The organism is uncultured Veillonella sp. (assembly GCF_937981445.1).
In the GTDB taxonomy this organism is placed as follows: domain Bacteria; phylum Bacillota; class Negativicutes; order Veillonellales; family Veillonellaceae; genus Veillonella_A.
Genome location: NZ_CALJON010000051.1, coordinates 20,621 through 33,838, shown reverse-complemented (window position 1 = coordinate 33,838; position 13,218 = coordinate 20,621). Strand labels below are relative to the sequence as shown.

The 13,218-nt window shown below is 38.8% G+C and carries 9 protein-coding genes and 1 pseudogene; 8 read left to right on the top strand and 2 right to left on the bottom strand.

Going from position 1 to position 13,218, the window contains the following annotated elements:
• The first annotated feature begins 18 nt into the window (after positions 1-18).
• Positions 19-1,383 (top strand): adenylosuccinate lyase family protein, encoded by a 1,365-nt coding sequence (locus tag Q0376_RS08020; RefSeq protein ID WP_298706326.1) that lies wholly within the window; start codon positions 19-21, stop codon positions 1,381-1,383.
• Positions 1,384-1,639: 256 nt separating this feature from the next.
• On the opposite strand, the gene nadE is transcribed toward Q0376_RS08020, so the two are convergent.
• Both nadE and Q0376_RS08010 read right to left on the bottom strand, forming a co-directional pair.
• Positions 1,640-3,646, bottom strand: coding sequence for an NAD(+) synthase (nadE, locus tag Q0376_RS08015; RefSeq protein ID WP_298706324.1), 2,007 nt, complete (start codon positions 3,644-3,646; stop codon positions 1,640-1,642).
• A 33-nt stretch (positions 3,647-3,679) separates the two neighbouring features.
• Positions 3,680-4,912, bottom strand: a complete 1,233-nt coding sequence (locus Q0376_RS08010) for an MFS transporter (RefSeq protein WP_298706322.1) — start codon at positions 4,910-4,912, stop codon at positions 3,680-3,682.
• An 805-nt stretch (positions 4,913-5,717) separates the two neighbouring features.
• Between Q0376_RS08010 and Q0376_RS08005 the strand changes: the two genes are divergently transcribed.
• From Q0376_RS08005 to Q0376_RS07975, 7 genes and pseudogenes are all read left to right on the top strand, one after another.
• Positions 5,718-7,490 carry a B12-binding domain-containing radical SAM protein gene (locus Q0376_RS08005; protein WP_298706319.1) on the top strand — a complete coding sequence of 591 codons (1,773 nt, stop codon included), beginning with the start codon at positions 5,718-5,720 and terminating at the stop codon, positions 7,488-7,490.
• A 53-nt stretch (positions 7,491-7,543) separates the two neighbouring features.
• Positions 7,544-8,506: a TIGR01212 family radical SAM protein gene (locus tag Q0376_RS08000; protein WP_298706317.1), complete on the top strand. Its 963-nt coding sequence runs from the start codon at positions 7,544-7,546 to the stop codon at positions 8,504-8,506.
• A gap of 26 nt (positions 8,507-8,532) precedes the next feature.
• On the top strand, positions 8,533-9,588 hold the full coding sequence (locus Q0376_RS07995; RefSeq protein ID WP_298706315.1) for a PhoH family protein: 1,056 nt from the start codon (positions 8,533-8,535) through the stop codon (positions 9,586-9,588).
• A 64-nt stretch (positions 9,589-9,652) separates the two neighbouring features.
• A complete protein-coding gene (gene ybeY / locus Q0376_RS07990) occupies positions 9,653-10,126 on the top strand; it encodes an rRNA maturation RNase YbeY (protein WP_298706312.1) in 474 nt (157 codons plus the stop codon).
• Positions 10,119-11,015, top strand: coding sequence for a GTPase Era (gene era, locus Q0376_RS07985; protein WP_298706310.1), 897 nt, complete (start codon positions 10,119-10,121; stop codon positions 11,013-11,015). The genes ybeY and era overlap by 8 nt, the downstream gene beginning before the upstream one ends.
• A 6-nt stretch (positions 11,016-11,021) precedes the next feature.
• Positions 11,022-12,365 (top strand): annotated as a pseudogene (locus tag Q0376_RS07980) (hemolysin family protein).
• A gap of 87 nt (positions 12,366-12,452) precedes the next feature.
• The gene (locus tag Q0376_RS07975; protein WP_298706308.1) at positions 12,453-13,160 is read left to right on the top strand and encodes a DNA repair protein RecO; all 708 of its coding nucleotides are present in this window, start codon (positions 12,453-12,455) and stop codon (positions 13,158-13,160) included.
• Positions 13,161-13,218 lie beyond the last annotated feature (58 nt).

Genomic DNA, 13,218 nt, shown 5'->3' with positions numbered 1-13,218 from the left:
ATGATGGGTGATTATATTATGGATAGCATGACAAATTATAGACGGTTAGATGATATTTATTTTACAACTGACGCGATGCGTAATGTATTTAGTGATAGTAATAGAATTCAAAAACAAATGGATTGTGAGGCTGCATTAGCTAAGGTAGAAGGTGCATTGGGGATTATTCCTAAAGAATGTGCTGCAGAAATTCAGGCAAAATCCAGTATACAATATATTGATTTTGATGAATTAAGAACATCATTAGTAAAAACTGGACATCCATTTGTTGCTTTAATAAAAGAATATAAAACTATTTGTAAGGATAATGCGGGTGAATATGTTCATTGGGGGGCCACTACGCAAGATATTTTAGATACGGCAGCGGTTTTACAAATTAAAGAAGCCTATGCTTTAATACAAGACAGTGCTGAGAAATTATTAGTCATATTAGCTAATAAAAGTTTAGAATGGAAACATTTGATTATGGCTGGGAGAAGTAATGGACAACAGGCTATTCCAATTACTCTAGGGTACAAGCTTGCTGTATGGGGATTTGAGTTATTGGATGATATATTACGTTTAGAAAGTGGAAAAGAACGTTTTTTTAAAGGTCAATTTGGTGGTGCTGTTGGCACATTGGCTTCTTTAGGCACGCAGGGGTTAGAGATACAAAGGCTATTTTTAAATGAATTAGGCTTGTATAGACCAGCTATAGCATGGTCTTCATCACGTTCACATTATAGTGAATTAGTTTCCAATCTTGCTATTATGGGAGCAACTCTTGGAAAAATTGGTAGTGAAGTATATGCCCTTCAAAAAAATGAAATTGGTGAATTAGAAGAATATCAAGGTGATGGTTCAGTAGGGAGTAGTACTATGCCACACAAACGAAATCCTTTTAAAGCTATGCAACTGTCTACTAATGCAAAGCTAATACGTGGTTATGCTGCTACGATGTTAGAATCTTTGGAAACAGAACATGAACGGGACCCTAGAAGTGCATCTGTAGAGACAAGTGTATTGGAAAATAGCTTTAGTTTATTACATGCGTCTTTGGAAAAAGGAATTCATTTGATTGAGAATTTAGTAGTATATCCGGAACGAATGCTTGATAATTTAAATGTTTTACATGGTTTAATTTTTTCAGAACCTATCATGTTAGAATTAGGAAATCATATGGGACGCCAAGAAGCGCATCATATTGTACATGAATTAGCTAGAGAATCGTTTGAAAGAAAAGTACCATTTATTGATTTACTAAAGAATAATACTGTTGTAAGTCAATATATGTCGGAAGATAGATTGGACGATATTATGAAATATGAAAACTATTTAGGCGAATCAGAATATTTTGCCGAATCATTTGCCGACAAAGTAAAAATGTATGTAAGTGATAAATAAGAAAATAGTATAACAGAGCATACGATAAAAAAGGAAAAATCTCCTGAACAGGCTCCTAATATAAAATAATTGTTTACTAGTAAAATGATTTAGTCTTTGGCGAAATAGAAAAAGTGCTGCTCCCTAACTTTAGTAGGGAACAGCACTTTTTTGATTTCTAGTAAATTTTAATATAGTAAGAGGGGAGGTTATACCACTTTTTTACTACTTTCTTTTTACTGCTTTTCTTTTATTGTTTTCTTGTTTCTGATTTTATTTAAATCGTCTTCGCTAAAATCTCTTCCTTTAACTTCAAATATGTTTCCGTATAATATGGCGTCATTTGTGATTCTTGTAAGTCATTGCCATAGGCACGGCGGCTCACTACGATAATTGGCGGGCTTTGGATGCGTTTAGCTACTGCCATGCCACTTTGCAGTCGCCACCAACGTTCTAAATCGTCTATAAATTCTTGGGCTGAGTTAAAGTAGTGATCTATGCTTTGCGGTAAGTTTAGTACTGTTTCTAATGTGCCAGCCACATAGGCTTGGAGAATGTCTTCAGGGGTGAGGCGATTCCAAGGTTCAATAAAGGACTGAAATAATCTGTCGTGATATTCATATTGAAGTGGATCACCTTGTCCTTTAGTAATATCTTGTTGATCAGACAATTCGGCACTAGGAATAATATCGATGGAGCCTTGTGGAATAACTTGGCGTTTATAGATCTTTTCGTTTAAATAGATAGCTAGACTATAGACTTGATGTTTCCATAAATCTCCCGTAGCAGCAAGGAAGCCGGCCATGTCGCCATACAAGGTGGCATAGCCGATTGATAGTTCGGTTTTATTGCCATTACAAGTGAAGGCGCCACCGATTGCTGCTGCAATACCGGCGAGTATGCGAGATGAGCGATCACGGGCCTGAATATTTTCTTTTATAAATGGCGTAATATGGAGGACCTCATTTTTGCTGTCACTAATAAAAATGAGCTCGCTTAATTGCTTAGTTGTAAGTTCTAAACTAGTTTCTACAGGACAGACCGCATAAGGGCAGCCAAGATTTTTGGCCAAGTCATGAGCTAAATCTTTAGTAGTATCAGAATTAAAGCGAGAGGGCATATTGACTAAATACACATTGGCAGGCCCTAAAATATGTGCATATAGGGCCGCATTCAAGGCGGAATCAATCCCCCCAGATACACCGATGACAACTTTTTTTATGCCGGTTTGATGTAAAAATGTGGTGAGTCCATAGTTGAGTGCTTTGTATATTTGTTCGCTTTCATTATACGTTAACGAAGTATTTACTATGGAAGTAGTTTCGTTTACATCAGACTGTTTATCTTGACTTAAATACACTGCGTCATGGTACACTGATTGAATTGACTCTTCCCTTTTTAATTGTTCAGTGGTGTCTTCTTTAAGGGGCAGTCGAATGGCCTTTATAGTAGGTTCAAAGGCAGGGAGTTGTTCTTTGATTTGTCCTTTAGTATCGTAGTACGTTGATTGCCCATCAAAGGTGCAAATTGACTTACCATTATTTTGAAGACCTACGGAGTTAATGTAAACGATTGGAGTTTTTAATGTTTTGGCCCGCTCCTGGAAGAGACGATGGCGACGTTCATTTTTACCTAAGGTAAAAGGTGAAGCTGATATATTAATATAAGCTTGAATTGGCGTCTTGCAGTCTTGGCTTTTTTTGTATAGCAGCTCCGTTGGGGAGAGGGGATAATTATCATCCCAACTATCTTCGCAAAGAAGGGGCGCTATAGTGATGGCTTCATCGTTAGGTCCTTTTATGGTCAATAGACTGAGTAAGTCTTCTATGGATGTTTGCTTTTCAAAGGCCAAGGTTTGCAAATCGGTGAAATAGCGTGCTTCATTGAAAAAGCGATAGTTAGGGGATAATGTTTTTATAAAAAATGGGTAGTGTCCATGACTTGGTTTGATTAATTTACCATGTTGTGCACAGTAAATGGCATTAAATTTTCTTGCTCGGCCATCGTAATTATGAGTCTTTGGATCAAGCCCTACATTGCCAAAGATAAGGGCCATGGAGTCTGTTGCTTTAATTATATCTTCGCCGAAGTTGAGGCATTCTTTCACAAAGGCGGGTTGCTCCCAAAGATCACCGATTAAATAGCCACTAAGGGCGAGTTCAGGGAGTACAAGGACATCAATGCGCAATGCGTTAGCATATTGCATAGCCTTTAGTATTGTTTCTTTGTTTTTTCGTGGATTACCAGGGACAATTTCAATTTGTCCCATTCCGATTCGAATCATAGTACCTCCTATAGGTAATAGTATTCAAACTATTTATTGTTGCTGATTTGATACAGTGGTCTCTAATTTGTTTTTTATACGTGGTATATCTGTAATAAAGAAGGTCGCAATGAGGGCTAACCAACAAATGGGATTTAATGTGAGCCACGATTCTTGTAAGGTGTAAATATCTGCTAATTTACCAATGAGTGGTGCAATAATGCCACCTAAGGTAATGCCTAAGCCCAAGGTAATTCCTGAGGCGAAACCGATATTTTTATTTAAATAGACCTGACCTAAAATAACAATAGGGCTATATTGAGAGAAGACGCCAAAGCTTAAGGGGATCAATAGAGCCATGGAGAGCCAATAAGAATCACTCAACGTGAAGGCTAGCATGAGTGGAACAAGACTGATGTAACAATAACGAATGACTTTTACATAGCCAAGTCTATCCGCTAAGGTGCCACCCAGTAATGTGACGATGAAGCCACTTACGAAGAATGCGCTAAGAGCGAAGTTGCCAGATGCGGTACTTTGCATGAGATGGGTAATCCAATAAATTGGAATGAACGTATTGAGTACGGAGAATATAATGGAGCGAGCCGCAATGATGATAAATAATATATTAAAGCTCTTCCAGTCATTTTGAGCGGAACCAGTACGCGTTTTAGCTGCTGTATGCTGCCGTTCTTTTACTAGTTTATAGGGCTTTGTATATAAGTAGATAGCTCCTAAAATAAGGGCCATAATAGTAAAGATGATAAGGCTCTTAGGGCCCCATATGTAGGCCGTGCTCCCTAAGATAGGACCGATGGCAAAGCCTGCTTGGCCACCTGCGGAGAAATAGCCCATTACTTTTCCTTTATTGGCGCTTGATAATGCATTCACCCAACGTGCTGCTTCTGGATGAAATAAGGCGGACCCAAAACCCGCAATGAGGGAGCACACCAGAAGCGCTTCATAACTATTCACAAAGCCTAGGGAGGTAATGCTAAGACCACAAATTAATATGCCTAAGGGGATACTTTGCCAAAAGGTGCGCTTGTCCGCTAAATAGCCGAAAAATGGTTGGGCTACGGAGGCGAAGGCCGTATTGCAGAATATAATAATGGCAGCCTGTTCGTATGTTAAATTGTAAGTAGAAATAAAAAGAGGCAGTAAGGCTGGCAAGGAACCTTGCGCCGTGTCATTAATCATATGACAAATAGCAGGAAAATATTCTGACCAGCGCGTCACTTTAGGTGGCGCCATAGGTTCTTGTACTACATTCGCTTCTTCAGACATAAAGGCCTCCTGGGAATTTAAATCTATTAATTTATGATTCCAATCTATTAATAATTTCATTAAATTTTATAGTCATATTCAGATTTAGGTATGACCCTATATTTCATATAGTTTTATTGTAACAGATTATAAATAAAAAAGTAGAAAAAATTTACATGATTCTTACAGTATATGTATCCTACCATTGTCTTTTGGACAATTTATTACTCGTGTAAAACAAGTTCATGAGATGTTGCGTTCAGATTTTGGAGGGGCGAGGCAAAATGTAGCATTATTCACACATGCTCTTTTTATGAAAGCCTTCTTCCAGGTCTTAGATAAGCCAATGGCTTCGACACAGGAACTGATGAATACATTTTTTGATTGCCCTATAATTTACAATTGTGATGTATTCACTTATGAAGTTAAGTAGGGGGAATATTTAATATTTGTTCATTCATGGGGACTCAGGGGGTAGGGGTATAGTCTTAGCAATTTGAACTGCTATCTATGTAATTCATGTAGTAGCGTAGTATGAAATTGCCTGCTGTAATTTGCTGTAATACTTCCGTAAGATTACTGTAAAAATCTACAAGGTAAACAATAAATATGTTATAATAACTTATACAATTTGGTGCCTTTGACGTACTAATGAGGTGCTTAGGGCACACTAATGAGGTGCTCTGGATACACTAGTGAGGTGCTCTTGATGCACTAATGAGGTGCTTAGGGCGCACTAATGAGTGCCCTAAGTTTATAAATTTTGCCTACAGGGCATTATTAGAGACAGTTTGAGCTGTGATCATATAAAGGAAATACATCATCTATGAACGTTGTTTTAAGTACATTAAATTCAAAATTTATACATTCGTCCTTAGCCCTTAGATATCTAAGGGCTTATGGTCGTACCCGTGGACAGGCATATGACATAGTAGAATATACTATTAATATGCCTGTTTTGGATATAATTAGCGATATTACAGAGCATAATGCCGATGTTATTGGTTTTGCTTGTTATATTTGGAATATTGACATGACGCTTCATGTGGCGCAAATTCTAAAGTCTATCAATCCTAATCTTATTATTGTATTAGGGGGGCCAGAAGTTAGTTATACAGCATGCCGTATTTTAGAAGCGAATCCTTATATAGACTTCATTGTGCAAGGTGAAGGGGAAGAAGTATTTACTAATTTTATTGAACGATTAGCTGCTAAAGTCTCTCCTTTTGAGCCTGCTGTAGAGGGACTACTTGGACGTGATCGAGAAAAAAATCAAATAGTAGGCTCTGAAGTAGTAGCCGAGGTGAAGGATTTAAGTGTTATCCCGTTTCCTTATGAAGAAGCTGATATGGAAGGCTTAGAACATAAAATTATGTACTATGAGTCCTCTCGAGGATGTCCGTTTTCTTGTCAGTATTGCTTGTCAGGGAACGCTAATACAGTGCGCTTTTTTCCATTGGAGCGAACTTTAAAGGAATTGCAGTGGTTTATTGACCATCAGGTAAAGCAGATTAAATTTGTGGACCGTACATTTAATTGTGCTTCTCATCATCATCTGCCTATTATGGAGTGGATTGTGCAGGCCCATACAACAACAAATTTTCATTTAGAAATGGAACCTGTTCTCATGGGGCCAAAGGAAGTGGACATATTGTCTACAGGTCCTAAGGGACGTATTCAAATTGAAGTGGGTGTACAGAGTACAAATCCGGATACCTTAAAAGCAATTAAACGTTATAATAATTGGCCTCATATTTGCGAGGTCATTGAGCCTGTAATTAAGGCGGGCCGCACTCATGTACATATGGACCTCATTGTAGGTCTTCCTCATGAGCCGTATGAACGTTTTGGTCAATCCTTTAATGATGTCTTTGCCTTACAGCCTCATGCGCTACAGCTGGGCTTTTTAAAATTATTACAAGGGTCAGGTTTAGAGCGTAGTCATGAATACTCCTATGTATATGACCAAAAAGCACCTTATGAGGTACTGTCTAGTCATGTAATGCCTTACGAAGACATACGATTTCTGAAGCATTTAGAAGATGTGTTTGAGCGATTTTATAATAGTGAGCGCTTGCGCACAGTGTTCGGATATATTGGAAAGCGCTTACTTACGGAGAAGGCAAGTCCGTTCCATTATTTTGAAACTATGACAAAAGCTTGGCTTGCTGAAAAATTGCACCAACGAAAGTTAAATGATAAGGACCAAATGGCCTTTTTATATGAATTTTTCAAGAGTCAAGGTGATATAGTGAGTCAGGAGTTATTACAATACGACTGCCTTGTGAGCTATAAGGGCAAGGTTCGTGGTGATGAAATAGGCTTGCCAAAACAGACGAAGGAGCTCTTGCAGCAAGGTGAAGAATTCTGGCGCAATGAAGAGGTCGTATCGCAATACATTCCGCACTATCGATTTGTAGAGTGGCGACGCATTCGTCAAGATTATTGTGAACATGAGGTGCATGTAAGCACTGCTCATATATTAGGCGCTATAACTGAAGAGCAAGCCTTGGAATTTGAACGAAACGGTACTGACACAGTAACACTGATTATAGATGTAAAAGAGCGCCAATCTCCTTTTGTGCGCCCTATGATATAAATAATTAACATAAACAGGATTTGAACCGCAGTGAATGGAGGCATATACGATTTATGAGTGATACGACGAAACCGAAACGGTATCGAGTGTACTCGAAATTTTTAAAAGAAACGTATGGTGAAAAGGTATACAAGCTCCCGGTGGCATTGCCTTTAACCTGTCCTAATAGGGATGGGTCAGCAGGTGTAGGGGGCTGTGTATTTTGTGGTGAAATTGGGGCGGGCTATGAGAACTTACCTGCTACTATGACTGTAGGGGAACAATTGAAGGCTAATATTGCTCATATTGCTCCTAAGTACAAGGCCTATAAATACATTCCTTACTATCAAAACTTTAGTAATACCTATTTACCTTTAGACCAATTTAGAGCCTATATGGAAGCAGGCTGTATTGATACAACGGTAGGCCTTGCTATTGCTACACGGCCTGATTGTATTAATGATGCCTATTTAGAAGTCTTACAAGATATACGAGAACAATATAAAGTAGATATTTATTTAGAATATGGATTGCAGTCCGTGAACTATCATACGCTTAAGAAGATTAATCGAGGTCATGGCTTAGCTGAATTTATTGACGCCGTTCTCCGTACGAAGCGCTATGGCATTAGCACTTGTGCACATATGATTTTAAATCTTCCGTGGGATACGATGGATGATACCATTGAAGGGGCTCGTATTTTATCGTCCCTTGGGGTGGACCAGGTGAAATTACATGCTTTATATATTGTGAAAAATACCTTGATGGCTAAATGGTATGAGGCCGGTGATTTTACTTTAATCTCCGCAGATGAATATATTGATCGCGTTATTGCCTTTTTACGTCATTTAGATCCACAAATTGTGCTACAGCGCTTGGTGGGCCGTGCGCCAGAAACGAATACCTTATTTACTAATTGGTCTATGGGGTGGTGGCGCATTCAAGAAGAAATTGATCGTCGCATGGAAGAAGAGGATGTAAGACAAGGCGACTTATGTACTTATTTAAATGGTGAAGCAGTTTGTAAATTCTTTTAAGGTAAAGGAGAGTTAAAGGAGACCCTATGAGTGAACGCACATTTACATTTCCACGCTATGAAATGGCAGGACCAATTTTAGGCGTACAAGAGCGTCATTTGCAAATTATTATTGAAGAATTACCTTGTCATGTGGTAAGTCGTGGTGATACCTTGCAAATTTCTGGTGACGATGAAATTGTGAATCAGTTTTGGCGCGTTATGGAGGAACTAGTATTTCTCTATAAGGAAAGTCGTTCGATTACAGAGCAACAAGTTCGCATTGCTGTTAAAATGGTAAAAAATAAAAAGGCTGATTTATTACATACCATGTTTGAAGATGCCATTAATATTACGGTGAAAGGTAAAATGATAACGCCTAAAACAGAGGGGCAAAAACGTTATGTTGATGCGATTCGTCATAATACCATTACCTTCGGGATTGGCCCAGCTGGTACAGGGAAGACATTTTTAGCCGTTGCCTTAGCTGCATTTTATCTAAAGAATCGCGATGTGGAGCGCATTATACTCACTAGACCAGCCGTAGAAGCAGGGGAAAAACTAGGATATTTGCCAGGTGATTTAAAGGAAAAGGTAGATCCCTATTTACGGCCACTTTATGATGCGCTAAATGATATGTTTGGCATGGAACAAGTGGAGCGCTTTATGATGCGGGGCATTATTGAAATTGCACCGCTTGCCTATATGCGTGGACGCACCTTAGAAAATGCCTTTGTTATTTTAGATGAAGCGCAAAATACGACACCTGAACAAATGAAGATGTTCCTCACTCGTTTAGGTAATCAGTCTAAAATGGTCATCAATGGTGATAAGACGCAAATTGACTTGCCTAATCGTGTGCAGTCGGGCCTTATGGAAGCAGAAAAAGTCTTGGCACGGGTGCCGGGCATTGAAATGGTACGCTTTAGTGACGAAGACGTGGTACGCCATGATTTGGTAAGTAAGATTATTTGTGCGTATGAATCCTATCAAGCTCGTATGGACATGCAAGAAGAGAAGAAACAAAAGCGTTTAGCTGCTAAGGCGGGGAAAGCAGAAACTCTTTCTAATGCTGAAAAGACAGAAATGAATAAAGATAAATAAAGACAAATTAAGATGAATAAATCAGCTTTAAAATATTCATATACATTACTAGAAGGGAAATGGAATGGAAGTAACAATTAGTTATATGGAAGGGATGAGTCCCAATCCTGATAATGAAGCCATCATTATGAAGGTCTGTGGCGAAGTCAGCCGAGTGTATGGCTTAGGGAATGAAGAAGAATTGAGCGTACTGCTTTGTGATAATGCGTATATTCACAAATTAAATAAAGAGTATCGTCAAATTGATCGACCTACTGATGTATTGTCCTTTGCCCTTAATGAAGGGGAAGACAATGGTGAATTAGAGTCTCACTTACTTGGTGATTTGATTATATCTTTAGAACGTACTGCTGAACAGGCTGAGGAATATGGACATCCTTTTGAACGTGAATTAGCCTATTTAACAGTTCATGGTTGTCTTCATATTTTAGGATATGACCATATGACTGAAGAAGATAAAAAGGAAATGCGTACGGAAGAAGAGTTCGTACTAGGAAATTTAGGTTATGTGCGGGAGGATGCACCATATAATGAATAAAGATGCTCATTTTAAATCTGGCTTTGTGGCCGTAGTAGGACGTCCTAATGTGGGGAAATCTACATTGATTAATGCTCTTATTGGCGACAAAATCGTAATTGTTTCTGATAAAGCGCAAACCACGCGCAATCGCATTGTTTGTGTATATATGGACGAGAAGAAACAAATTGTATTTATGGATACACCAGGAATTCACAAACCAAAGCATAAGCTTGGTGAATTTATGGTAAAGGCCGCTGTAGACTCCTTAAAAGAAGTAGAGGCGGTGTTATTCTTAGTAGCTGGCAATGAAAAACGTGGTCCAGGGGATAATTTTATTATTGAACAATTAAAGAATGTAGATGTGCCGGTCTTTTTAGTGATTAATAAAATTGACACCTTAACTAAGGAACAAGTATTGGAAACAATTGTGGAATATCAGAACTTATATCCTTTTGAAGGTATTATTCCAATTTCCGCGCGAGAAAAAGATAATATTCAAGAAGTATTGCATGTCTTAGAAGCTGTATTGCCAGAAGGACCACAGTATTTCCCAGATGATATGATTACGGATCAGCCAGAACGGTTGATTATTGCTGATATAGTACGTGAAAAAATTCTACTTAAAACAAGAGAGGAAATCCCTCATGCCATTGCTGTTGATGTGGATGAAATGAAACAACGCGATGATGGCACAACGTATATTCGTGCCACTATCTATTGCGAGCGAGACTCTCAAAAGGGTATAATAATCGGTAAAAAAGGTAGTATGCTCCGTGAACTTGGTGCTGAAGCGCGCACTGACATTGAACGTTTATTGGCAACTAAAGTGTATTTAGATTTATGGGTCAAAGTCAAAAAGGATTGGCGCAATAAATCGGGCATGCTTTCTGAATTTGGTTATGAATAGAAAGGAATGATTCATATCGATACGCCGCTGGAGGCTGGTTTTATACTGGGCGGTTTAGCCGTGCTCTGTATTTTACTTATTAATGTATTAGTATTGGCTAAATTTTCCTTTGCTCGTTTAAGTGAGGAACATTTAGATGATGTGGAAGATTTAAGTGACGGTGCTAAAGCCTTTTAAAGAACGTTGTATCGACGCCCAGAACGTTTTGTTAATACATCGCAGTTCTTAATTCTATTTTTTATTGTTCTTTTATCCAGTGTAGGAACCTCTTTATTAAGCCCTTATATTGGCTATTGGGAGACGACCCTAGGCTTACATAATGATGCATTAGCCTTACTGTTTGATGTTATTGTGATAGCCCTCATTGCGTTAGTCATTCTCGTGTTTGGGGAAATCATGCCGAAGGCCTTAGGTCTTTCATTCCCACTTCGTTATATTCGATGGTCTGCTAAAGTGGCTTGCTTCTTAGGCTATGTAGGGACTCCTTTTATCTGGGTGGCACAACGGGCCAGTGAAGTATTACTGCGCTGGGTTGGGGCACCTTATAAAAATGAATTAGACTTAGTACATACAGAAGAAGAAATTCGTATGATGGTTAATCGCAGTCATTTAGAGGGCCAATTAGATCATGTAGAAGGTGAACTGATTGACAATGTATTTGACTTTGTGGAACGGATGGCTAAAGAAGTTATGATTCCACGTCAAGATGTGGATTGCATTTATGTGGAAGACAGTTTTGACGATACTTTAAAGAGTATTGCAGAAACAAGCCATACGCGCTATCCGCTTTGCGTGGAAGATAAGGACCATGTGATTGGTTTAGTTCATATTAAGGACTTAATGGAGCAGAGGGAAAAAGCGGAAAAAGATATGCGTCTCATTCGCCGTGATATTTTGACAATTCCAGAAGTGATGAAATTGTCTGTATTACTTCAATATATGCGGACACGCCGTATTTATCAGGCTGTAGTAGTTGACGAATATGGTGGCATGGTGGGCCTTGTGTGCTTAGAGGATATTATCGAAGAATTAGTGGGCGATATTAAAGATGAGCATGAAAATGATATTCCTGCTATTGTGTCTAATACTGATGGCTCCTTTGAGTTTGATGGCAAAGTATTAGTGGATGAAGTAAAATATGCTATGCATGTAGACTTTGATGACCCTGAAGAGGATACCATTGGCGGCTTTATTTTTGGACTCTTAGAACGAACTCCAGTGGTGGGCGATACAGTAGAAGTAGCTGGATATACATTTACTGTTACAGAAATGCAAGGATACCGTATTGCACGCCTTAAGGCTACGCCTATGGAAGTGCCTGAAGAGGATGATGCAGAGACAGCAGAATAGGAAGCTAAAGGCTAACTAAATGGAACTGAGAGTAAAATCCAAAGACGTTTAGCCATGTTGATATACTGAATGGGGGTTACAGAGCCTATGGCTTTAGGCGTAAATTGTGAGGCCATTGTATTGTGGCGAAGAAAACATAAACTGTATTCTGTTATCACGTTTTTGACGCGTCAAAAAGGCATTATACGTTGCTCCGTACCCCATAAACGATTACAGGGAATGCGTAGCACCGGGTATTTACAGCCTTTTAGTGCCGTTGTGATTACAGTTGTGCAGCAAGGTGAATATTTTAATTTACAACAAATTGATGGCCGTTATTTGATACGCTCTATTGAAACGGATTTGAATTGCATTTGTTATGCAGCCTTTGCTGGTGAATTGATTAGTCGTCTATTTCCTTTAGAAGAAGTGGACCCTGGTTTATTTAATTTGGTGTATCGATTTTCACAGCTAATACGGCAAAAACCTGTGCCACTAGCGGTCATTTTATTGGGTTGGCAATTATTGAGCCGTGCTGGCTTTGTCCCATCTGCTACAGATTATGCCAAGGCTAATGGATTAGAGCGATTTTTAAAAGAATTTACGGGCAGTACAGGTCTTACATTTTCTAAAAAGGCACAGGAGGCGCTGGGACAGATTCTTTTATATAACTGGAGTACTCAAGAAAGTGTAGATTTAACGCGGCCTTTGTGGCTTGAGTTAGAACGCAATTTATTTGCCTATGCTACCATGCAATTAGGAGAAGAATTGGGGTCGTTGACTTTTTTACATACTATGAAGGCAAAGGCGCTATAAAGACATACATCTATTATGGGTTGACAATATAAGAGGGACTTGGTATGGTAACAGAGGT

What these genes read in the sequence shown, in the direction of transcription:
- Q0376_RS08020 (WP_298706326.1), top strand. Translation starts at nt 19, where the DNA reads ATGGATAGCATGACAAATTATAGACGGTTAGATGATATTTATTTTACA.
- nadE (WP_298706324.1), bottom strand. Translation starts at nt 3,646, where the DNA reads ATGATTCGAATCGGAATGGGACAAATTGAAATTGTCCCTGGTAATCCA.
- Q0376_RS08010 (WP_298706322.1), bottom strand. Translation starts at nt 4,912, where the DNA reads ATGTCTGAAGAAGCGAATGTAGTACAAGAACCTATGGCGCCACCTAAA.
- Q0376_RS08005 (WP_298706319.1), top strand. Translation starts at nt 5,718, where the DNA reads ATGAACGTTGTTTTAAGTACATTAAATTCAAAATTTATACATTCGTCC.
- Q0376_RS08000 (WP_298706317.1), top strand. Translation starts at nt 7,544, where the DNA reads ATGAGTGATACGACGAAACCGAAACGGTATCGAGTGTACTCGAAATTT.
- Q0376_RS07995 (WP_298706315.1), top strand. Translation starts at nt 8,533, where the DNA reads ATGAGTGAACGCACATTTACATTTCCACGCTATGAAATGGCAGGACCA.
- ybeY (WP_298706312.1), top strand. Translation starts at nt 9,653, where the DNA reads ATGGAAGTAACAATTAGTTATATGGAAGGGATGAGTCCCAATCCTGAT.
- era (WP_298706310.1), top strand. Translation starts at nt 10,119, where the DNA reads ATGAATAAAGATGCTCATTTTAAATCTGGCTTTGTGGCCGTAGTAGGA.
- Q0376_RS07975 (WP_298706308.1), top strand. Translation starts at nt 12,453, where the DNA reads ATGGCTTTAGGCGTAAATTGTGAGGCCATTGTATTGTGGCGAAGAAAA.